19 protein-coding genes, 1 rRNA gene and 1 other RNA gene are annotated in these 21,294 nt (G+C 54.3%); 18 read left to right on the top strand and 3 right to left on the bottom strand.

All coding sequences use genetic code 11. The annotated features are described in order from the left end of the window. Nucleotides 1-60 precede the first annotated feature (60 nt). Nucleotides 61-525: an AbrB/MazE/SpoVT family DNA-binding domain-containing protein gene (locus BMW84_RS23975; protein WP_091072954.1), complete on the bottom strand. Its 465-nt coding sequence runs from the start codon at nucleotides 523-525 to the stop codon at nucleotides 61-63. A gap of 238 nt (nucleotides 526-763) precedes the next feature. Next, nucleotides 764-2,830 carry a transglycosylase domain-containing protein gene (locus BMW84_RS23970; RefSeq protein WP_091072952.1) on the bottom strand — a complete coding sequence of 689 codons (2,067 nt, stop codon included), beginning with the start codon at nucleotides 2,828-2,830 and terminating at the stop codon, nucleotides 764-766. 225 nt (nucleotides 2,831-3,055) lie between these two features. Here BMW84_RS23970 and BMW84_RS23965 point away from each other — a divergent pair, with 225 nt between their 5' ends. The 3 genes from BMW84_RS23965 to argS all read left to right on the top strand — a co-directional run bounded on the left by BMW84_RS23965 (nucleotide 3,056) and on the right by argS (nucleotide 6,525). Beyond that, nucleotides 3,056-4,225: a sialidase family protein gene (locus BMW84_RS23965; RefSeq protein ID WP_091072951.1), complete on the top strand. Its 1,170-nt coding sequence runs from the start codon at nucleotides 3,056-3,058 to the stop codon at nucleotides 4,223-4,225. A gap of 174 nt (nucleotides 4,226-4,399) precedes the next feature. Then, entirely contained in the window at nucleotides 4,400-4,837 is a 438-nt protein-coding gene (locus BMW84_RS23960) for a YwiB family protein (RefSeq protein WP_091072949.1), read from the top strand. Nucleotides 4,838-4,839: 2 nt separating this feature from the next. Further along, on the top strand, nucleotides 4,840-6,525 hold the full coding sequence (argS, locus tag BMW84_RS23955; RefSeq protein ID WP_091072947.1) for an arginine--tRNA ligase: 1,686 nt from the start codon (nucleotides 4,840-4,842) through the stop codon (nucleotides 6,523-6,525). Between the two features lie 118 nt (nucleotides 6,526-6,643). Here argS and BMW84_RS23950 read toward each other — a convergent pair whose 3' ends face one another. Continuing rightward, entirely contained in the window at nucleotides 6,644-7,831 is a 1,188-nt protein-coding gene (locus tag BMW84_RS23950) for a S8 family peptidase (protein ID WP_091072945.1), read from the bottom strand. 383 nt (nucleotides 7,832-8,214) lie between these two features. Here BMW84_RS23950 and rpoE point away from each other — a divergent pair, with 383 nt between their 5' ends. The 15 genes from rpoE to BMW84_RS23875 form a co-directional block, all read left to right on the top strand. Continuing rightward, nucleotides 8,215-8,775 carry a DNA-directed RNA polymerase subunit delta gene (gene rpoE / locus BMW84_RS23945; RefSeq protein WP_091072944.1) on the top strand — a complete coding sequence of 187 codons (561 nt, stop codon included), beginning with the start codon at nucleotides 8,215-8,217 and terminating at the stop codon, nucleotides 8,773-8,775. Between the two features lie 237 nt (nucleotides 8,776-9,012). After that, entirely contained in the window at nucleotides 9,013-10,620 is a 1,608-nt protein-coding gene (locus BMW84_RS23940) for a CTP synthase (RefSeq protein ID WP_091072942.1), read from the top strand. Nucleotides 10,621-10,818: 198 nt separating this feature from the next. After that, entirely contained in the window at nucleotides 10,819-11,205 is a 387-nt protein-coding gene (locus tag BMW84_RS23935; RefSeq protein WP_091072941.1) for a response regulator, read from the top strand. Between the two features lie 212 nt (nucleotides 11,206-11,417). Beyond that, nucleotides 11,418-12,272: a class II fructose-1,6-bisphosphate aldolase gene (gene fba, locus BMW84_RS23930; RefSeq protein ID WP_091072939.1), complete on the top strand. Its 855-nt coding sequence runs from the start codon at nucleotides 11,418-11,420 to the stop codon at nucleotides 12,270-12,272. Nucleotides 12,273-12,465: 193 nt separating this feature from the next. Then, the gene (locus tag BMW84_RS23925) at nucleotides 12,466-13,719 is read left to right on the top strand and encodes a UDP-N-acetylglucosamine 1-carboxyvinyltransferase (RefSeq protein ID WP_091072937.1); all 1,254 of its coding nucleotides are present in this window, start codon (nucleotides 12,466-12,468) and stop codon (nucleotides 13,717-13,719) included. A gap of 135 nt (nucleotides 13,720-13,854) precedes the next feature. Continuing rightward, entirely contained in the window at nucleotides 13,855-15,213 is a 1,359-nt protein-coding gene (rho, locus tag BMW84_RS23920) for a transcription termination factor Rho (protein WP_091072936.1), read from the top strand. A gap of 24 nt (nucleotides 15,214-15,237) precedes the next feature. After that, nucleotides 15,238-16,518 carry a radical SAM family protein gene (locus BMW84_RS23915; RefSeq protein ID WP_091072934.1) on the top strand — a complete coding sequence of 427 codons (1,281 nt, stop codon included), beginning with the start codon at nucleotides 15,238-15,240 and terminating at the stop codon, nucleotides 16,516-16,518. Between the two features lie 104 nt (nucleotides 16,519-16,622). Continuing rightward, nucleotides 16,623-16,820: a 50S ribosomal protein L31 gene (gene rpmE, locus BMW84_RS23910; protein ID WP_091072933.1), complete on the top strand. Its 198-nt coding sequence runs from the start codon at nucleotides 16,623-16,625 to the stop codon at nucleotides 16,818-16,820. Between the two features lie 109 nt (nucleotides 16,821-16,929). Continuing rightward, nucleotides 16,930-17,197, top strand: an RNA gene (ffs, locus tag BMW84_RS23905) — signal recognition particle sRNA large type. A 120-nt stretch (nucleotides 17,198-17,317) separates the two neighbouring features. Then, on the top strand, nucleotides 17,318-19,069 hold the full coding sequence (dnaX, locus tag BMW84_RS23900; RefSeq protein WP_091072931.1) for a DNA polymerase III subunit gamma/tau: 1,752 nt from the start codon (nucleotides 17,318-17,320) through the stop codon (nucleotides 19,067-19,069). Nucleotides 19,070-19,124: 55 nt separating this feature from the next. Continuing rightward, nucleotides 19,125-19,436 carry a YbaB/EbfC family nucleoid-associated protein gene (locus BMW84_RS23895; protein ID WP_091072929.1) on the top strand — a complete coding sequence of 104 codons (312 nt, stop codon included), beginning with the start codon at nucleotides 19,125-19,127 and terminating at the stop codon, nucleotides 19,434-19,436. A 36-nt stretch (nucleotides 19,437-19,472) separates the two neighbouring features. Further along, nucleotides 19,473-20,072 carry a recombination mediator RecR gene (recR, locus tag BMW84_RS23890; RefSeq protein ID WP_091072928.1) on the top strand — a complete coding sequence of 200 codons (600 nt, stop codon included), beginning with the start codon at nucleotides 19,473-19,475 and terminating at the stop codon, nucleotides 20,070-20,072. A gap of 192 nt (nucleotides 20,073-20,264) precedes the next feature. After that, entirely contained in the window at nucleotides 20,265-20,534 is a 270-nt protein-coding gene (locus BMW84_RS23885; protein ID WP_091072926.1) for a DUF2508 family protein, read from the top strand. Between the two features lie 22 nt (nucleotides 20,535-20,556). Next, nucleotides 20,557-20,820, top strand: a complete 264-nt coding sequence (locus BMW84_RS23880) for a pro-sigmaK processing inhibitor BofA family protein (protein WP_091072925.1) — start codon at nucleotides 20,557-20,559, stop codon at nucleotides 20,818-20,820. Between the two features lie 269 nt (nucleotides 20,821-21,089). Then, nucleotides 21,090-21,294 (top strand): 16S ribosomal RNA (locus BMW84_RS23875); the annotation flags it as partial.

The raw sequence follows: 21,294 nt of genomic DNA, 5'->3' as shown, positions 1-21,294 counted from the left end.
ACTAAAGGCCCGGTCTTCCCTGTTAGCGGAAAGCCGGGCCTTTGTTGTACGGATTGCACATTATTGCGCGGTAAGCTTGCGTTTGAGCTGGCTGACACGGGCCTGGCTGATGCCAAGCACCTCGGCAAGCTCCTTCTGGTTGGCATAAGGATGCTCCGCAATCGCCTGGGTCAGGCGCTGGCTCATTTCCTCCGTCTTTGTTCTGCGGGCGCCGCGGTTTGGCGTTCCCTGTTCTTCCGGTATGTATGGCGGCTGCTGGGCGGTCTCGGCCGTGCGGTGCGGATCGCCCAGTTCCTTCAGGCAGGCATTACAGATGAATTGATCTTTATAGTAGGTCACTTTATCGAGGCTTCTGCAAAAGGTGCACTCGGTGGAGGTGTATTTTCGCAAGACAATGACGTCATCGTTAAGAATGAAAAATTCGATCGGATCCCCAATATCAATATTGCGCGTCATGCGGATTTCTGCAGGTACCACAATTCTGCCAAGACTGTCTAAACTCCGGATCATGCCTGTATCTTTCATCTCATGTCCCTCATTTACATCTTCATATTTTTTGGTGGATATCTATGATTATAACAGTAATTATTAGTTAAGAGAACGGGGGAAAACGCATTCATTTATATAAATGCCAAGCTTTCACAGCATGAAAAAGCCTCTCCTTCCGCTTACCGGAAGGAGAGGCTGGCTTGGGGTTCCCTATTTTATAACCCGTAATGGAAGATAAGAAACATAGAGTATAAAAATGGGAAACCGTCCAATATTAATTCATCCACCAGCGTTTGATTTCATCCCATAAAGAGGCGTCGTTCGCATGGCCCTGGGCCGGGTCGTTTCCACTGCTGTCCGGTTCCTCTGCACCAGCCCCATGCAGCGAGCAATATTCCGTCGGTTCCGTGCCGCTGATAAAGGTAACCAGCTCCTTGTCCGGACAATCGGCAGTGGCGAGCTTGCCGGACTGCGGATTGACGTAGACGCTGACCACACCGTCCGGAATGGGAAAAATTTTGGGCGGCACATTCTTCAGCGCGGCTTCCGTATACTGTGCGAAAATCGGCGCCGCCCGCCGCCCGTCGGCGGTGGCGATGTCGCGCCCTTTGTCGTAGCCGACCCAGACGGCGGTGGACAGCTCAGGCGTGAAGCCAACCATCCAGCCGTCGGTATCGGTCGTCCCGGTTTTGCCGGCCACCGGACGTTTGATCAGTGCGGCCACCCGGTTCCCCGTTCCGCCGCTTTCGAACACCCCCTCCATCAAGCGGGTAAGGGTATAGGCAGCAGCAGGCTCCACCACCTGCTCCCCGGGCGATTTCGGCGCCTCGTAGAGCAGGTCGCCGGAAGCATCGGTAATTCTCAGAATCGCCGTCGTCGGCTGCTTAAGACCGCCGCCGGCAATCACGCTGAAAGCGGAGGCCATTTCCAGCGGACTGACCGGCGAGGTGCCGAGCGCAAGCGAGGGCACTTGCTGCAGCGGACTGTCGATGCCCAGTTTTACGGCCATCGCAGCGACCTTGTCCACGCCGATCTTCATTATGGTGTTCACGGCGTAGATATTGTCGGACGCGGCGATCGCCTGCCGCATGTTGATTTCTCCCAGATATTTATCGCCGAAGTTTCGCGGTTGATACGTCTTGCGGTTGTTGTCGTAATGAAACAGGGTCGGCTGGCTGTTAAAGACGCTAAGGCCGGTCATCGTTTTGGTGGAGAGGGCTGTCAGGTACATAATCGGCTTGAAGGCCGATCCTGGCTGCCGGGTGGTCGCCAGCGCGTGATTGAACTGATTGGTCCGGTAATTTTTGCCCCCGACCATGGCTTTGATGTAACCGGTTCGGGGATCAATGGACACCAGGGCCGTTTCCAGCTCGCTTTGCGGGTCCATCCCCTGTTCGACCGCATCTTCCGCCGCCTTTTGCATGTCCGGATCCAGCGACGTGTATACATTCAGCCCGTCCTGATCCAACTCCTCGCCGGTAATATGCAGCAGCTCCATGACTTGGTTGCGTACATAATCGCGGAAATAGGGGGCCACCGATACGGTGTTCCGCGAATCCCGCGGCTTGAAGCTCAGGACCTCCTTGTCGGCGGCCGCTGCCTCCAAGGCGGTAATATCGCCGGTTTGCGTCATCGAAGCCAGGATAATGCCCTGGCGTTTCTTGGCGTTGTCCATATGGGTATAGGGCGAGTAATAGGTCGGTCCCTTAGGGATGCCCGCGAGCATGGCGCTTTCGGCAAGGGTTAACGCTTTTGCCGGTTTGCCGAAGTACATCTGGGCGGCGGCTTCAATGCCGTAAGCGCCATGGCCGTAATAAATTTCGTTAAGGTACATATTCAAAATCTCGTCTTTGGTGTATTTCATCTCCAACTGAAGCGAATACATGGCCTCTTTGATTTTTCGCGTCCATGTTTTCTCGTGGCTGAGGTAGAGATTGCGTGCAAGCTGCTGCGTCAGCGTGCTGGCGCCCTGCGAGCGGTCGCCCGACTCCAGATTGGCCAGTACGGCCCGTCCCATGCCCTTGAGATCGAATCCGGAATGCTTGTAGAAGTTCCGGTCCTCCACCGCAAGGGTAGCTTCGATCAGATAAGGCGAGATTTCAGTAAGCTTGACCGGCTGGCGGCTGCGGCCGTCGGCGGAAAAGGCCGTCAGCACATTGCCGCGGGCATCCAGCATCCGGGAACGGACATCGTCGGGAATTTGCGGCAGCGGTTTTTGCGATAAATATCCGATCAAAGCGCCCGCTCCAACCAAAAGCAGCACGGTAAGCAGAACTGCAAGCCGCAGCAGGCGGCGGGCTCGGGATTTGCGTACGGGGGGGGCGGCGGAATCGCGCGGCATGGCATCCATCTCCTGTCATCGGGAAAAATCTTAAGTGGCATTTATTCTCAGTATGGGATAGGAAGCAGAGGGATATTCATCGGCGCGCCCTGCGATGCCCTTCATCCGAAAGTGACCAAATTGTATTTATTTAATGACGGCAGGCGGTGGATTTTGCCGCAAATGGGCAGTATAACAGAGTAGTCCATACATGGAAGGGTATATATATTTCAGGAGGTGCACAACATGAAACGAACCCCACATTGGCAGCGGAAAGCGATCGCTTTCCTGCTGGCGGGATTGCTGCTTCTGGCAGTCCCGGGATTTAACCGTACGGCTTCAGCGGCCGCGCCCGTATGCGGCAGCGGCGACCATGGATTGCTTCCCGAGCTGCAAGTCAAAAATGCGGCTTCGGGCGCAACGATGGCTTTTTCCGATATTGAATTTCTGAATGCGGATACCGGCCGGGCCGCCGGAAACGGCTTTATGATCGGAACATCCGACGGCGGCTGCCAGTTCCAGAAAATTTATGAAGGCCAGTGGAATTTCCGGGATATCGATTTCCCGAATAACGTGCATGGCTGGGCGCTGGCATCCGTGCAAGACGGACAACAGGTCTATTTGATCGCCACCGCGGACGGCGGAGCCACTTGGAAACGCCTCGGCAGCGGCGCGGTAACCTTCGAACGCATCGATTTTCTCGACAATACGCATGGCTTCGGGTACAACCGGGCCTCGACGTATTACACTGCGGATGGGGGCGTTACCTGGACCAGAGTCGCTACGCCGGCCAACACCCGCGGCGCCGAGTTTACCAGCCGCCAGAACGGCTGGGCGGTAGTGGTGCAACCGGGCGCGAGCTATAAAGTCATGAAGACGGCGAACGGCGGCAAGTCTTGGTCGTTGTCGCTTACCGCATCCTTTGCTTATCCCGAGTTTGGCCGTGTATACGCCAGCGGCAAGCAAGTTTACGCCCTGCTGTACGGCGGAACGGGTATGAGCCAGACCTCGTATTCGCTGTATGCCAGCGCCAATCAGGGTAAAACCTGGACGCGGGTGATCGCGGAGTCGACGGCAGGCGGCGGCCCGGCGCCTGGCAGCGGCGCATTGCAGCATGACAAAGGTCCGGCCAAAGGCAAACCGGGCAACATGCAACTGGTCGGCGACGCTTCGGCCTTCCTGGTCGGCTATTCGCCGGCAGGCGGAGAAGTGGCCGTGGGCCGTTCTCTAAATGCGGGCAAAACCTGGACCAACCTTCCGCCGGTACCGGGCTACGAAGGGATCATTTCCTTCCCGGACAGCACAAAAGGCTGGATGGCCGTACGTGGCCTGAACGGCGAAGCCATTCTCTACGCCACAAGCGATGGCGGAAGCAGCTGGCAGGCCAAACTTACGTTTAAAGGAAACAGCCGATAAGCCGGTCAAGCTTAGAAGCCACACAGAAACCGCTTTGCAGACGGGAGCAAGCTATTCCGTCCGCAAAGCGGTTTTTTATGGAGTGAAAATTGAAATTGCCATTGAATTGCTTTTATGGACTGGATATAGTGTACAATGGGAAGGCGAATATTGATGAATAAGCGGTGAACCAACATGACGGATTTCGGAACCGGCAAATATGCCGTTTCGGTTACGCTTGATAGCCTGCAAGACGGCCAGCGTACGGTGATAACAACAAACGGGGAAGCAATCGCCCAAGGCCGGCGGCTGTATGTCCGGTTTGAAGAGACGCTCAAGGGTCCGCAGGGCGATCCGCAGTCTGTACGTACAACGATAAAATTAACGCCGGACGAACTGAAGCTGATCCGCCACGGCGCAGTCGAATCCGAGCAGTCTTTCGCGGAGGGGCGTAAGCTGCCGGGCTTTTACCGCTCGCCCTATACACAGTTCAACCTTTCTACGGATGTACGGAAGCTGGAGCTGGTCCGGCAGGGCCGCTCGCTGAGCGTAGCCTGGGAGTACGACTTGTATGTTTACGAGGAGTTATCGGGACAATTCGCAATCAGTTTGCATATACAGGAGGAACAATGAACATGACACAAAGTCAAAATCCGCTTCAGCTCGTCGATGTACGGGTGAAGGAAGCGATCGCCGATGCGGCGGTTGCCGCCGGACTCGTCACGAGAGAGGAGCTCCCGGCCATCGTGCTGGAAGTGCCGAAGGATAAAGCCCATGGAGATTTGGCCACCAATGCCGCCATGCAGCTGACCAAAATCGCCAAACGCAATCCGCGCCAAATCGCCGAGGCGATCATCGAGCATCTGGATACTGGCAAAGCTTCTATAGAGAAGGCTGAGATTGCCGGACCGGGCTTCATTAACTTTACGCTATCCAAAAGTTATCTGTACCCGATCATCCCGCTTGTGGCGGAGCAAGGCGAGAACTACGGCCGGATCGACGCCGGTCAAGGGCAGAAGGTCGAGGTGGAATTCGTCAGCGCGAACCCTACGGGAAGCCTTCATCTGGGCCATGCCCGCGGAGCCGCGGTCGGCGATGCGCTGTGCAACCTGCTTGATTATGCCGGATATTCCGTTACGCGCGAATATTACATCAACGACGCCGGCAATCAGGTAGCGAACCTGTCCAAGTCGATCGAAGCCCGGTATTTGCAGGAGCTGGGCCAGCAAGCGGAGATGCCGGAAGACGGCTACCACGGCGAAGACATTAAAGGTTTTGCCAAGGAACTAGTTGCGGAAAAAGGCGACGCGCTGCTGTCCATGGAGCCGGGCGAACGCGAGGCCTTCCTGCGCAGCTACGGATTGACCAAAGAGCTGGAGAAGATCAAACGCGATCTGGGCCGCTTCCGTGTCGAATTCGACATCTGGTTCAGCGAAACTTCGCTGTATGAGAACGGAGAAGTGCTGCGTGCACTGGACGAGCTGCGCGAGCGCGGTGAAGTATATGACCAGGACGGAGCCACCTGGCTGAACACGACCAAATACGGCGATGACAAAGACCGCGTGCTGATCAAAAACGACGGCACCTATACGTATCTGACGCCGGATATCGCTTACCATAGCGATAAATACGGCCGCGGCTACGATAAAATGATCAACATCTGGGGTGCCGACCACCACGGCTACATCCCGCGGATGAAAGCGGCTATGTCCGCGCTCGGCAACGATCCCGAGAAGCTGGTCGTGCTGATCGCGCAAATGGTCAGCCTGTTCCAGAACGGGGAAAAGGTCAAAATGTCCAAACGTACCGGCAAAGCGGTAACGATGGAAGACCTGATGGAAGAAGTGGGCCTCGATGCCATCCGCTATTTCTTTACGATGCGCAGCATGGACTCGCATCTTGATTTCGACATGGACCTTGCCGTATCCACTTCCAATGAAAATCCGGTCTATTATGTACAGTACGCGCATGCGCGGATCTGCAGCATTTTCCGCCAGGCCGAAGAGCAAGGCATCGCGCTGCCGGAGCCGTCCGCCGTGGATTATGGCAAGCTTACGGCTGCGCATGAATACGACCTGCTGCGCAAGGTCGGCGAGCTGCCGGCAGAAATCGCCGTCGCGGCTGCCGGTTATGCGCCGCACCGCCTGATCCGCTACGTCTACGACTTGGCGGCGCTGTTCCACAGCTACTACAAGGCCGAGCGCGTCATTACCGAAGATGCCGCGCAGACGGTGGCCCGCCTCGCGCTGCTCGGCGCGGTGCGCACCACTATCGCCAACGTGCTGCGCCTGGTCGGCGTAACCGCGCCGGAGCGCATGTAATACTACCCCACAAAGTGGGGTTTAGGGCTTCGAAGCAAAGTCAGGTGCTTTGCGAGGCCCCGAGAACTTAATAAAGCTCCGCCTCCCCGCAGCGAACCGGGGAGGCGGAGCTTTTGCTTTACCCGCGCGCGGCGTCGGACACCTTGGCCTCCGCCGCGCGTTTGGCCCGCACCCCTGCGCGCAGGAGGCGCAGGGCATCCGCCGCGCCGCCGCCGAGCGCGGCGCGGCGCTGGCCCTTGCGTAGCCGCACGGGCTGCGCGGTCCGCCGCAGGAGCAGCTTCAGCTCCCGCGGCGAAAGGCCGGGGCGCAGCGCGAGCAGCAGCGCCGCCGCGCCCGTCACATGCGACGTCGCCATGGACGTGCCGCTCATTTCCTTATAGCCCTCCTTCAGCCAGCAGGAGGGCACGCCTTCGCCCGGACCGTACACGTCGATGTACGATCCGCGGTTGCTGAAGGCGGCGACGCGCTGCCTGCGGTCCAGCGCCCCGACGGCAATCGTCTCCGGATAACGCGCCGGGTAATCGCCGCCGCGTTTGCCGTCATTGCCGGAAGAAGCGACGATGGCGATCCCGGCCCGGTAGGCCTTGATCACCACATCGTGCAGCGCCCGGCTTCTTGTTTTCATGCCGAAGCTCATATTGATGATGTCGATCTTGTTCTGTACGCACCAGTCGATGCCGAGCACAATGTCGGACACGTAAGCCGAGCCGCTATGATCGAACGCCTTGACCGGATACAGCAGCGCCCGCGGCGCCACGCCCATCATGCCGCGCGTTCCGCCCGCGGCAGCCAGCGTCCCGGCGATATGGGTGCCGTGCCCGTTGTCGTCGATCGGCAGCATGCCGCGGTGCAGCAGATTGACGCCGGAAGCAAGCGAGTGCTTCAGGTCGGGATGGCGAAAGTCTGCGCCGGTATCGATCACGCCGATCTTGACATGGACGCCGGTCGATTTAGACCAGGCTCCCGGGGCATGAATCGCTTTCACGCCCCAGGGAATCACGGCGGTGCCGGCTTTTTCCCCCGGAAGCGAGTGGACCTTGATGCGGAAATCCTCTTCGATGCTCAGCGTAGACGCGTATTTGTCCATCAGCCGCTCCGCCCCCGCGGCTGGTACAAAGAAAGCCCGGATCAGCGGAGAGATTTGAATTTGGCGCAGGTGCGGGCGTTTCGTCCGCAGGGATCTCCATTGCTGCAGCGCTCCGGCATAATGGCGGGCGTCATTGAAAGTAACTATGCGGCGCTCTGCGTGTTTGGGGGCAGCCTTTATTTCTTCAAGCAGCATCTGCCAAAACCCGAAATAGTCCATAAGTTACGCCGTCCCCTCCTCGGTGCCGTGCTGACATATAGTATGAAGAGAGGCAGGCGTCCGAATGGGAACTTGCCCTTTTTTGGCGAATTGGGCTGCCCATCGTGTCAAAAGATGCGGCGATACATAAAATACAAGGAAGAGATTTCGCACTCTCTTTGCAACATCCCGTAAGGAGCCGATCCTTGGCGTGGGTACAGTCATGCGCGGAGGAATTTCCTCCGCCTTTTTCTTTTCCGATACCGTTTTCAACTTGCCGCATTCCGGAGCCTGCGTGCCTGACGCTGAACCTTGCCCCGCCGGTGCCGCATTTGACTTGCAATTTGTTTACAAATAGGTTTTACTTAGGTTTGTGAACAATGCGTGAGAGGAAGTGTCCTTTAGTGAGTACGCCACTCAATTTAAAGTTGGACCCTGAGAAAGTCAGAGAAATGCCGATGGTCGATTTGGCATTCCTCGTGCTGAAAGCAGCGAATACCCCTTATTATTACCGCGATTTGATGGTCGAAGTGGCCAAGCTGCGCGGAATGACCGAAGAAGAAACCAACGAAACCATTGCCCAGCTATATACGGAGATCAATATCGACGGACGGTTCGCCTGTGTCGGCACCAACCTCTGGGGCCTGAAACGATGGTATCCGCTGGAGCGCTCCGACGATCCGGTCGGCAACTCCAAACGTCCGCGGATCATCAACGACGAAGACGACGATCTGGAAGACGACGACTTTACCGAGGACGACGACAGCTATGCTTCGGATGAAGAGGATTTCGATACGATCGACGAAGATCGCGACGACCTGTATTCCGACGACGACAGCGAAGTAGACGAAGACGTCGTGCTCGACGAGGAAGAGATCGACGAAGAGTCCGATGAAGAGGATGAAGAGTCCGAGGATGACCTCGATGAGGAATCGGATAATGCCGATGAGGACGACGATTATTAATCCGTCCGAAATGGTGTAAATCCTCCCTTGACACAGGTAGGATGGTCAATGTACACTATTGCATGGGCTTCTAAAGGAAAGTAAATATTTGTTTTCAAAAATAAAAAGTGCCCCGGTGCTACGGGTGTCACTTTTTTGTTTTTTTAGAGCAGTTTCCCCGTTTTGATCATGGAGAAAAAGGTTACGATAAACAAAAGCGTCGCCTGACTTCTGGACTTTATTTAGGAGGGTTTTACAGTGACAAAGTATATTTTTGTAACGGGTGGCGTCGTGTCTTCCTTGGGCAAGGGAATCACCGCCGCTTCGCTCGGCAGGCTGCTCAAGAACAGAGGCCTCAAGGTGACCATTCAGAAATTCGATCCTTACATTAACGTGGACCCTGGAACCATGAGTCCCTACCAGCACGGTGAAGTTTTTGTCACGGACGACGGCGCGGAGACCGACCTTGACTTGGGGCACTACGAACGGTTTATCGATATTAACCTGTCCAAGAACAGCAACGTGACAACGGGTAAAATCTATTCCTCCGTCATCAGCAAAGAACGGCGCGGAGAGTATCTGGGCGGAACGGTCCAGGTCATCCCGCATATTACGAACGAAATCAAGGAGCGCGTATTCCGTGCGGGACGCGAGACCGGCTCGGACGTGGTCATTACCGAAATCGGGGGCACGGTCGGCGATATTGAGAGCTTGCCGTTCCTCGAAGCGATTCGCCAGATCAAAAGCGATATCGGCCGGGAGAACGTCATGTACATCCATGTGACGCTGATCCCTTACATCAAAGCGGCGGGCGAAGTAAAAACCAAGCCGACCCAGCACAGCGTTAAGGAACTTCGCAGCATCGGCATCCAGCCGAATGTCATCGTCTGCCGGACCGAATATCCGCTGTCCCAGGACATGAAGGGAAAAATCGCCCTGTTCTGCGACATCGACGCAAGCGCGGTAGTAGAGTGCCGCGACGCCTCCACGCTGTATGAGGTTCCGCTGAACCTGCGCAACGAAGGGCTGGACGAAATCGTCGTCAACCATCTGAAGCTGACGACCCCTGCGCCCGATATGCGCGAATGGGAAAGCATGCTTGGCCGGATTCAGCAGCTGGAGCGCAACGTTGAGATTGCCATCGTCGGCAAATACGTTGCTTTGCACGACGCTTATTTGAGCGTAGTGGAATCGCTGTCCCACGCCGGCTTTGCAGCGAACGCCGAAGTCAAAGTGCGCTGGGTCGATGCGGAGCTGGTGACCGATGAGAATGTGGACGAGCTTCTGGGCGGCGTCGGCGGCATTCTCGTGCCGGGCGGCTTCGGCGACCGCGGCATCGAAGGCAAAATTTCCGCGATCCGTTATGCCCGCGAGCAGCGGATTCCGTTCTTCGGCATCTGCCTCGGCATGCAGGTATCCGTGATCGAATACGGCCGATCCATTCTTGGGCTCGCCGGCGCGAACAGCTCGGAGATCGATCCGACTACGCCGCATCCGCTGATCGACCTGCTGCCGGAGCAAAAGGATATCGAAGACATGGGCGGCACCATGCGCCTTGGCCTGTACCCTTGCAAATTGCTTCCGGATTCCCTGGCCATGTCCTGCTACGACGATGAGCTGGTGTATGAACGTCACCGTCACCGGTACGAATTCAACAACGCTTACCGCGATGAAATCGAGAAAGCCGGCCTTGTGATCTCCGGCACCAGTCCGGACGGACGCCTGGTCGAAATTGTTGAGCTTCCGGGACATCCGTGGTTCCTCTCCGTGCAGTTCCATCCGGAATTCACGTCGCGCCCTAACCGTCCGCAGCCGCTGTTCCGCGAATTCGTCAAGGCTTCGCTGACGCATACCGAACAGCTGTAAATAAACGGTGAAAAGGACCTCTAGCCAGAGGTCCTTTTTTCTTTTTTCAGATTTCCCCTTTTTATCCAATTAGCAGGATTTTGACTGTCTGTCACGAATAATAGGTTTCGTATGGACTTTATCGCTCGTTATTTGAGAAACCGTTAGCTGTGCGAGGGCGCGGTGTAGACATTTGCCTTTAATCTGGGAGGGTATGAAATGGAAAAGAAGAAAGTGTTAATCGTCGATGATCAGAACGGAATCCGGATTCTCCTCATGGAAGTATTCAATAGCGAAGGTTACACCACCTTTCAAGCCGCGAACGGAAAAACGGCGCTCGAAATCGTACGTGCGGAATCGCCCGATCTGGTGCTTTTGGACATGAAGATTCCGGGAATGGACGGGCTGGAAATTTTGAAATATCTGAAAGAAATTGATCCGGAGATTAAGGTGATTATGATGACCGCCTACGGGGAGCTCGACATGATTAAGGAAGCGACCAAAATGGGTGCGCTGATGCATTTCACCAAGCCGTTTGACATCGATGAGATGCGTGTAGCTGTAAATATGCATTTATTCAATAAATCCGTTGATTCACATAACTAGCGGACAGCCTCCGAACCGGGAAGTTTGGGCGAACGCCGTAATGGATAATCTAAAAGAGGATACTTGCCGGCGAAGGGCTGGATAAATATCGTCCCACCGGGACATTTTTTTGTGTATCCTATTTAGTATTTGACATCGGATGTGCTATAATAAGCCTGTATGTGATGTCGGCTTTTTATAAGCAACCCCACAATTTTAGGAGGATTGAAACCATGCCATTAGTATCGATGACTGACATGCTCAACAAAGCTCTGGAAGGTAAATATGCCGTAGGACAATTCAACATCAACAACCTTGAATGGACCCAAGCGATTCTGTCTGCAGCAGAAGCCGAGAAATCCCCGGTAATCCTGGGCGTTTCCGAAGGTGCTGCCCGCCATATGAGCGGATTCTACACCGTTGTTAAAATGGTGGAAGGTCTGATGCATGACCTGAAAATCTCTGTTCCAGTAGCGATTCACCTCGACCACGGCTCCAGCTTCGACAAATGTAAAGAAGCAATCGACGCCGGATTCACTTCCGTTATGATCGACGGCTCCCACCACCCAATCGAAGAGAACGTAGAAATGACCAAAAAGGTCGTTGAATACGCTCATGCCAAAGGCGTTTCCGTTGAAGCTGAAGTGGGCACAGTAGGCGGTCAAGAAGACGACGTTGTTGGCGGCATTCAATATGCTAACCTTGACGAATGCGTTCGCATCGTTAAAGAAACCGGCATCGACACATTGGCTCCTGCTCTTGGTTCCGTACATGGTCCTTACCACGGCGAACCGAACCTCGGGTTCAAGGAAATGGAAGAAATCCGCGACGCTGTTCAAATTCCGCTCGTGCTGCATGGCGGTACAGGCATTCCTTTGCATGACATCCAAAAATCGATTTCCCTCGGTACTTCCAAAATCAACGTAAACACCGAGAACCAAATCGCATTCGCTAAAGTTGTTCGCGAAGTATTGGCTGCTAAACCGGACGCTTACGATCCGCGTACTTTCATCCAACCAGGCCGCGAAGCTATCAAAGAAACCGTTATCGGCAAAATCCGCGAATTCGGTTCCAGCAACAAAGCGTAAGTTTGTTAATGTCATTCATCGCATCGGCGGACAGGCCTCTTCGGGGCTGTCCGCCGCATGCCTGTTTATACATGTTTCTGCTATGGAAAGCACACCGCTTAGCCGGTGTCTTTCCATTTTATTATTTATTATCCAAAAGCCTTACCGGCACTTGGGGCAACGCTAGTACACGTAGGGGGAACCTGATAATTCTATGGAAAAATTAATGATTGGCGGCGGACGCCGGCTAGAGGGCGTAGTAACGATCAGCGGGGCAAAGAACAGCGCAATCGCGCTTATTCCTGCGGCGATACTGGCTGAATCTGAAGTTATTCTTGATAATTTGCCGTCCCTTAGCGATGTGGCCGTTTATTCGGAGATTCTGGAGGAGCTTGGCGCAAACGTTACTTGGTCAGGCAGCCAGATGCGAATCGACCCCTCCCGTATCGTTTCCATTCCTATGCCTAACGGGCCTGTCAAGAAACTGCGGGCTTCCTATTATATGATGGGGGCGCTTTTGGGCAGATTCAAGGAAGCGACCATTGGCCTACCGGGCGGCTGCAATTTTGAGCCGCGTCCGATCGATCAGCACATCAAGGGGTTTGAAGCACTGGGAGCCACGGTGACCAACGAACATGGCTCGATCCATTTATATGCCAAAGAACTGCGCGGCGCAAAGATTTATCTGGACGTATCCAGCGTCGGTGCAACCATCAACATTATGCTTGCGGCCTCGCGGGCCAAAGGCGCGACAATTATCGAAAATGCGGCTAAAGAGCCTGAGATCATAGATGTTGCAACACTGCTGAACTCCATGGGTGCGGTTATTAAAGGTGCCGGCACCGAAACGATCCGGATTGAAGGGGTTTCAGAGATGCATGGCTGCCGCCATTCCATCATTCCTGACCGCATTCAAGCCGGTACTTATATGATTGCAGCCGCAGCTACGCGCGGCAATGTCCTGATCGATAATGTCATCCCCAAGCATCTGGAGGCGCTGACTGCCAAGCTGCTGGAGATGGGCGTAGATATCGAAGAGCTGGATGAGAGCATCCGTGTCATCGGCAGAGCGAATTACGAGCATGCGGACGTTAAAGCGCTCGTTTATCCCGGCTTTGCCACGGATTTGCAGTCGCCGATGACGAGTTTGCTGACACAGGCCGAAGGCGTCAGTGTGCTAAGCGATTTCGTGTACAGCAACCGGTTCAAGCATGTGCCTGAACTTGTGCGGATGGGCGCCAAAATCCGCGTCGAAGGCCGTTCCGCGATTATCGAGGGCAGCAAGCTTAATGCTGCCAAAGTGAAGGCGGCTGACTTGCGCGCCGGTGCGGCTCTTGTCATTGCCGGTCTGACCGTCGAAGACGGTGTGACCGAAGTGACCGGTGTCGAGTATATCGACCGGGGATACGACAATCTGGTAAGCAATCTGCGTAATTTAGGAGCGGAGGTATGGCGGGAGCAAGAGTAACCGCCGGGCATTGACCTTGTGCGGAAGGAGTTTTTTAGGGAATTACTGCATATCTCCTTCCGCATTGGGTAATGCTATCCTAATGAGGATTTTAATAGAATCATATTTTATAAAAATTGAATAGGTGGTTATTACATGGATCTTCAAATTTCCGACTTGGAAGAAATGAAGCTGACCGATCTGTACAAGCTGGCGAAGAAATACCAGATTCCGTACTATGGACAGCTCAAGAAACGGGAGTTGATCTTCGCGATCCTTCGCGCGCAGGCGGAGCAGAGCGGGCTGATGTTCATGGAAGGCGTGCTGGAGATTTTGCCCGAAGGCTACGGCTTTTTGAGGCCCATCAACTATTTGCCAAGTCCTGAGGACATCTACATTTCGGCTTCCCAAATCCGCAAGTTTGATCTGCGAAGCGGCGACCTGGTCTCGGGGAAATGCCGAACGCCGAAGGAAAACGAACGTTATTTCGGATTGCTTCAAGTTAACGCCGTTAACGGCGAAAATCCTGCCAGCGCGGCTGACCGTCTGCATTTTCCGGCGCTGACACCTCTTTATCCGCAAAAAAAGCTGCCGCTTGAAACATCCCCTACCCATTTGTCTACCCGAATTATGGATCTGCTCGCTCCGGTTGGTTTGGGGCAGCGCGGTTTGATTGTAGCACCTCCCAAAGCAGGGAAAACGCTCCTCCTGAAAGAAATCGCCAATAGCATCTCCACGAACAATCCTGAGATTGAACTGTTTGTTCTATTGATCGATGAACGTCCCGAAGAAGTGACCGATATGCAGCGTTCCGTTAAGGGCGAAGTGGTCGCATCGACGTTTGATGAACTTCCGGAGAACCATATTAAAGTGGCGGAGCTTGTGCTGCAGCGCGCTTTGCGGCTGGTGGAGCATAAGAAGGATGTCGTGATTCTGCTGGATAGCATTACCCGTCTGGCCCGTGCTTACAATCTGGTGGTTCCGCCATCTGGACGGACGCTTAGCGGCGGTATCGATCCGGCGGCCTTTCATCGGCCGAAACGCTTTTTTGGCTCGGCGAGAAATGTGGAAGAAGGCGGCAGCTTAACCATTCTGGCGACTGCTCTGATTGACACCGGCTCCCGGATGGATGATATTATTTATGAAGAATTTAAAGGAACTGGCAATATGGAGCTGCATCTGGATCGCAAGCTGGCTGAACGACGGATCTTCCCGGCCATCGACATCCGCCGTTCCGGCACTCGCCGCGAAGAAGTATTGCTGAGCAAGGAAGAACTGGATACCATTTGGGCGATCCGTAAAAATATGAATGAATCGTATGATTTTGTTGAGAACTTCCTCAAAAAGCTGCGCGACTGCAAAACGAATGCGGAATTCCTCGCTTCTTTCGACGTTGCCGGCGGCCGTGAGGGGGCTTCGGCAAGCGGTACGGCCAGCAGCGGGGGGACCTCGAACAGCGGCGCCGCTGCGCGCCGGACGACCCGGGCTAAAGCGCCTACGGTTCCGACTACCTGAGAATAGAACTAAAAGGAGATTAACATGTATTTGGTATATGCCGACGAGCAAGGAAACGTATATGATCATCCCGAATTGCACGGCCTTGCCCGGAGCGGGGACATGATCGTAGAGATGCTGGAGGAAGAGCTGATTCCGCTCCCGGAAGGCGCTACGTTGGTCGGTCTGCCGTCCACGCGCGCTGTCGGAATGAATCCGGAGACGGGCGAAATGCAGGCGCTGCCGGAGGGTTCACAGGCCGTAGGTGCGCTGCTGCCGCAAGGCTTTACCCGCCTTTGCCTCCCCGGCTACATCAAGACCGATAAAGCGTATAAACTGCCCCTGTTCGGTTATTCCGCCGTGGTCTGGAAGGATGGAGGGTTCTATGTAGCCGCCGATGCCACCGACGATCCGGAGCAATGGAACCCGATGAACTGCGACCGGGATAAAGTAGAGGCGGGGGTAGGTGGTCTGACGGCCAAATATCCGGACAATCGCCTTTACGATCACTTGTCCAACTGTGCGCTTGGCTACGAATGCCTGACCTCGTCGAATACTTTTTTGGGCCGCTGGGAAGGTGCCGTGCCGGTATCCTATTCCTGTAACGCCGGCTGCTTCGGCTGTATTTCCGAACAGCCGGATGACAGCGGTTTTGTCTCGCCGCAGACCCGGATGAACTTCCGGCCGAAGGTGGAAGAGATCACCGAGGTTATGCTGGAGCATCTCACGACGCCGCAGTCGATCATCAGCTTCGGCCAAGGCTGCGAAGGCGAGCCTTCGACTCAGGCCAAGCTCATTATCGAGGCGATCCGCCATGTGCGTTCGGTTACCGATATGGGTTATATCAACATCAATACCAACGCCGGACTGAGCGATCATATCCGCGGCATCGTCGATGCCGGACTGGATTTGATGCGGGTCAGTACCATCAGTGCGCTGGACGATCATTATAATGCCTACTACAAACCGCGGGGCTATACGCTCGCTAATGTTGAAAAATCGCTGAAATACGCGGCTTCCCAAGGCGTCTACACGTCCATCAACTATTTGATTTTTCCGGGGGTAACCGACCGTGAAGAAGAAATTGAAGCGATGGTCGAATTTGTCAGACGGACCGATCTGAAGCTGATCCAGATGCGGAATCTGAATATTGACCCGGAAAGCTATTTGGAGTTGATCCCTCCGGCCAAAGGCGAAATTCTAGGAATGAAGACGATGCTGGACATTTTCCGAGAAGAACTGCCGGATGTGGTGATCGGCTCATTCACCCATATTCCGCCTGCCGGGATGGCCCGGGCGAAGGTTCGTCCACTCTCATTGCAATGACATGGGACTTAGTGCTTGCGGGCAAGAACGGTTTGTGTTAGAATACTTGTGGTTTTAATAACTCTGAGTCCGCATGAGGCCCAGGGCAAGAGAGGTGAAAGATAATGAAAGAAGCAATTCAACCTAAGTACCACATTGCTACGGTGACCTGTGCATGCGGCAACACTTTTGAAGCCGGTTCGGTTAAACCAGAACTTCGCGTCGAAATTTGCTCGAACTGCCACCCACACTTCACAGGTAAGCAGAAATTCGTGGACGCCGGCGGTCGCGTTGATAAATTCAAAAAGAAATACGGTATCTAATCGTCATGCCCCCGGCTGTTACAGCTGGGGGTTTTCGTTTTATTTGCCCCATTTCTTCCCTGCGGGGACGGGTTGCATTTTGGAGTGCCGTGAGCTATACTAAAGTTCGCCGTGCTAGATGGGGAGGTAGCGGTGCCCTGTAACTCGCAACCCGCTGTAGCGAGATTGAATTCCTGTTAGCGGTGCCGTCGATGTGAGGTTTGGTCCCTGTGGGCTGTGTTGACGGTTGGGTCCTCCGCAATGAGCGCTTGTGAACCTGGTCAGGTCCGGAAGGAAGCAGCCATAAGCGAGTTTGCTCTTGTGCCGGAGGGTGGCCTAGCCCGAGCAGTTCCGCAGGATTGCCGCTCGGATCGCGGTCATCAATAACAGGTGCACGGTTTTATAACGAATGAGAGCAGCATCTTCGCCCAGGCGAGGATGCTTTTTGCTGTTCGAATATAGTATAATGTAATAGCGACAAATGCCGGAAAGCGGCAGCTTGAGAGAGGGTTATGCTAGTGGAACACATCGCGCTGTACCGTGCCTGGCGGCCACAGTCGTTTCAAGATATGGTCGGGCAGCAGCATATTATACAGACGCTGCAGAATGCGATTCGCGAGCAGCGGGTTTCGCATGCCTATCTGTTCAGCGGTCCTCGGGGTACCGGTAAAACCACCGCCGCCAAAGTGCTCGCCAAAGCGGTCAATTGTGAACGGGGCGCCGGCCCGGAGCCGTGCAATGAATGTCCTTCCTGCCTGCGCATTACGGCCGGCAACATTATGGATGTACAGGAAATCGACGCCGCTTCCAACCGGGGTGTAGAAGAAATCCGCGACCTTCGGGATAAGGTGAAATATGCCCCGACCGAAGTGCGCCGGAAAGTGTATATTATTGATGAAGTGCATATGCTGACCACAGAAGCGTTTAATGCGCTGCTGAAGACGCTGGAAGAACCGCCGCCGCATGTCATGTTTATTCTGGCAACGACGGAGCCGCACAAATTGCCGGCAACGATCATTTCCCGCTGTCAGCGTTTTGACTTTCGCCGCGTGGCTCTGGAAGAGCAAGTGCGGCGGCTCGATGAAATTTGCCGGAAAGAGGGCATTTCTGCGGACGAAGATGCGCTGCAGTATATTGCCCGCTTGTCTGAAGGCGGGATGCGTGACGCGGTCAGCATTTTGGACCAGATCTCCTCTTTTACGGAGGGTAAAGTAACGTATCAACAGGTGCTGGGTATGACCGGCGGCATTCCTTCCGAACAGTTTGCCCGTTTGGCTTCCGCAATACTGGAAGGCGATATGGGTAAACTCCTGGAGTATGTAGAGCAATTAATGCAGGAAGGAAAAAGCGCCGATAAATGCCTGGAGAACCTGCTTTATTATTTCCGCGATCTTTTGATGATCAAGATGGTGCCTGGGGCCGATCACTTGACCGATCGGGTACTGAACCCGGAAGCCTTCCGGAGCATGGCGGAAGGCTATTCCCGGGATCGCCTGTTTAATACGGTAGAGATTCTGAACCGTTATCTAGGCGAAATGAAATACGCCACCCATCCGCAGACTCTGTTTGAGGTTGCGTTGATGAAGCTTTGCAGCATGAGCGAGGAGAAAGAGGCATCTTCCAGCGCTGCGGTATCCGGGGCTTCCGCTGGAGCGGCAGGCGATCTTGCTGCGCTGAAACAGCAGATCTCCGCGCTTGAGAAGAAGCTGGAGCAGGCACTGCAATCAGGTTCTGTGGCGTCAGCCGCCGGCGATGCCGGCGCTTCTCGCAGACCGGCTGCCACGCAGGCAGCAGCGCCCCGGGCTTCTGCGCCGTCCAAGCTGCCGCCGCAGCTCGACAAGTACATTGCCGGCAAGGACAGCACCGATTTCTCGGCCGTTTCCCGGCAATGGAGTGCCGTGCTCCAGGGTGTGAAGGAAGAGAAGGTTACGGTCCACGCCTGGTTTGTCGACGGGGAGCCCGTTTCGGTGGTGGATGACGCTATTCTTGTAGCCTTCAAGAACACCATCCACCGTGACACGACTGAGAAGCCGGCCAACCGCCAGGTGATCGAGAGTGTCTTTGCCACCCGGCTCGGCAAGCCGTACCGGCTGGTGACGATACTGCTGCGCGACTGGAACGAGGTTTCACAAAAGTCCTCCGCTCAGCAGGGAACCGAAGAACTTCGTCTGGAGCATGAACATGAGGATGCTGCAGAGAAGAAAGGTGAGCCATGGATTGACGAGGCCATCCAGCTTTTTGGAGAAGACCTCGTTGTCATAAAAGAATAATTGCAGCACATCAGTATATCTGCGCTATAAGCGCATTAACGAAGGAGAGACAAGTATGAATAATATGAACCAAATGATGAAACAGGTTAAAAAGATGCAGGAGCAAATGCTCAAAGCACAGGAAGAACTAGGCGGCAAAACGATCGAGGGAACTTCCGGCGGCGGTGTCGTTACCGTAGAAGTGAACGGCCATAAGAAAGTGCTGTCCATTCAAATCAAACCTGAAGCCGTCGATCCGGATGATGTGGAAATGCTGCAAGACCTTATCCTCACTGCAGTCAATGATGCCCTTGCCAAAGCTGAAGAGCTTGCCAACAACGACATGGGTAAATTTACGGGCGGCATGAAGATTCCTGGCTTGTTCTAGGAACCTTATCGCTCCCCCAAAAGGAGAACCGAAGCTTTGTATTATCCAGAACCGCTAGCCAAGCTGATCGAGGCTTTTACGCGTCTGCCCGGAATCGGGCCGAAAACGGCGGCCCGGCTGGCTTTTCATGTGCTGAACATGAAGGAAGATGATGTTATCGACTTTGCCAAGGCGCTGGTCAGCGTGAAGCGCAATCTTCACTATTGTTCGGTATGCTGCAATATTACGGATACCGATCCGTGCCGGATCTGCCAGGATAAGACCCGTGATGCTTCCGTAATTTGCGTGGTGCAGGAGTCCAAGGATCTTGTGGCCATTGAACGCACCAAAGAGTTTGACGGTTATTATCATGTGCTGCAGGGCGCGATCTCTCCGATGGAGGGCATTGGGCCGGACGATATCAGGCTTAAGGAACTCCTTACCCGTCTCAGCGACGAGCGGGTCAAGGAGTTAATCATGGCGACCAACCCAAATATTGAAGGGGAAGCGACGGCGATGTACATTTCCCGGCTGGTCAAACCCTTCGAAATCAAGATCACCCGGATTGCCCACGGCCTGCCGGTCGGCGGCGATTTGGAATACGCGGATGAAGTCACTTTATCCAAAGCCTTGGAGGGCCGGCGCGAGCTTTTTTAAGCGAATCCGGTTGAGAAGATAAATTTGCGGCATTTGAAAAGAGCCCCCCGGGGCTCTTTTTGCGTTATTAGGCATGATGAAAGTTGTGCATAGTTATTGTTCTAAGTTTGTCCTTCCGCTGATATGAATGGATTAAAGAGGGGTGCTTCCTAGCGGTTCGGGTGCCCGGTATTCATTTAAGGAGGGATTGTCATGGCTTGGTGGCAGTTTTGGCGTCCGGAGGGCAATCAGGAGCATGAGGCAGCAGCGGGGGGGAGCGATGAATGGAATGCGTTTCTCGAGGTGCGCAAGGCACAGATGGAGTGGGAGCGGGCTCACCTAATGTTTGATGAGGCGGTTGGACAAGATCAGATCGACTACGCGATTTACATCTTGGAAGCCGCTGAACGCAAGTATCAGATTCACCTGAAGCATGCGAAAAACCTGGGGCTTGACCGCAGCCAGATCGGCCCTAGGTATTGATAATGACAGGAGGCGTTCAATTGTGAGGGTTGCTGCTATTGGTGTGCTGATCGTTTCGGTGGTGCTGTTGCTTGTTATTGTGTTCCGTAAAAAACTGGGTTGGGCCTGGCTAACGATATTTGGAACGCATCTGATCCTTGCCGCACTGGGTATTTATATCGTCAATTTCTCCGGAGTCATCACTGAGGTTCGCATTCCGCTTAATCCGGCAACGATAGGAGCCGTAACGGTTCTTGGACTTCCCGGCGTGCTTATGCTCATGGGATTGAAAATAACTCTGTTTTAAGGGTTGACGGCGGTTTGTGATCTGTGATACATTAATTCTCGGCCCTTCGGACAAGATATCGGCAGATAACTGGTTCTTTGATCAAGCGAAAAAGAAATTCAAAAAAACGCTTGACTAAAACGAAGGACGCATGGTATATTATAAAAGTCGCTGCTGACGAGAAATTGCAGTGACGAAACAAAGTTTGATCTTTGAAAACTGAACAACGAGTGAGTATTAAAGAGAATGCAAATTCTCGTCAGATGTTTTAAATGAGCAAGTCAAACACCTTTATGGAGAGTTTGATCCTGGCTCAGGACGAACGCTGGCGGCGTGCCTAATACATGCAAGTCGAGCGGAGTTTATCCTTCGGGGTAAGCTTAGCGGCGGACGGGTGAGTAACACGTAGGCAACCTGCCCCATGAACTGGGATAACTACCGGAAACGGTAGCTAATACCGGATAATTCCTCTTTTCGCCTGAAGAGAGGATGAAA

Source organism: Paenibacillus sp. NFR01, assembly GCF_900111565.1.
In the GTDB taxonomy this organism is placed as follows: domain Bacteria; phylum Bacillota; class Bacilli; order Paenibacillales; family Paenibacillaceae; genus Paenibacillus_AQ.
Note: the sequence above shows the minus strand (reverse complement) of the source record. Positions and strands in the feature narration are given on the sequence as shown.

Bases quoted from the DNA above. Each gene is read 5' to 3' on its own strand.
- BMW84_RS23970 (WP_091072952.1), bottom strand. From the start codon at position 2,830: ATGCCGCGCGATTCCGCCGCCCCCCCCGTACGCAAATCCCGAGCCCGC.
- argS (WP_091072947.1), top strand. From the start codon at position 4,840: ATGACACAAAGTCAAAATCCGCTTCAGCTCGTCGATGTACGGGTGAAG.
- BMW84_RS23885 (WP_091072926.1), top strand. From the start codon at position 20,265: ATGGCTTGGTGGCAGTTTTGGCGTCCGGAGGGCAATCAGGAGCATGAG.
- rho (WP_091072936.1), top strand. From the start codon at position 13,855: ATGGATCTTCAAATTTCCGACTTGGAAGAAATGAAGCTGACCGATCTG.
- BMW84_RS23950 (WP_091072945.1), bottom strand. From the start codon at position 7,831: ATGGACTATTTCGGGTTTTGGCAGATGCTGCTTGAAGAAATAAAGGCT.
- BMW84_RS23965 (WP_091072951.1), top strand. From the start codon at position 3,056: ATGAAACGAACCCCACATTGGCAGCGGAAAGCGATCGCTTTCCTGCTG.
- BMW84_RS23935 (WP_091072941.1), top strand. From the start codon at position 10,819: ATGGAAAAGAAGAAAGTGTTAATCGTCGATGATCAGAACGGAATCCGG.
- rpmE (WP_091072933.1), top strand. From the start codon at position 16,623: ATGAAAGAAGCAATTCAACCTAAGTACCACATTGCTACGGTGACCTGT.
- fba (WP_091072939.1), top strand. From the start codon at position 11,418: ATGCCATTAGTATCGATGACTGACATGCTCAACAAAGCTCTGGAAGGT.
- BMW84_RS23960 (WP_091072949.1), top strand. From the start codon at position 4,400: ATGACGGATTTCGGAACCGGCAAATATGCCGTTTCGGTTACGCTTGAT.
- BMW84_RS23925 (WP_091072937.1), top strand. From the start codon at position 12,466: ATGGAAAAATTAATGATTGGCGGCGGACGCCGGCTAGAGGGCGTAGTA.
- BMW84_RS23915 (WP_091072934.1), top strand. From the start codon at position 15,238: ATGTATTTGGTATATGCCGACGAGCAAGGAAACGTATATGATCATCCC.
- BMW84_RS23975 (WP_091072954.1), bottom strand. From the start codon at position 525: ATGAAAGATACAGGCATGATCCGGAGTTTAGACAGTCTTGGCAGAATT.
- BMW84_RS23895 (WP_091072929.1), top strand. From the start codon at position 19,125: ATGAATAATATGAACCAAATGATGAAACAGGTTAAAAAGATGCAGGAG.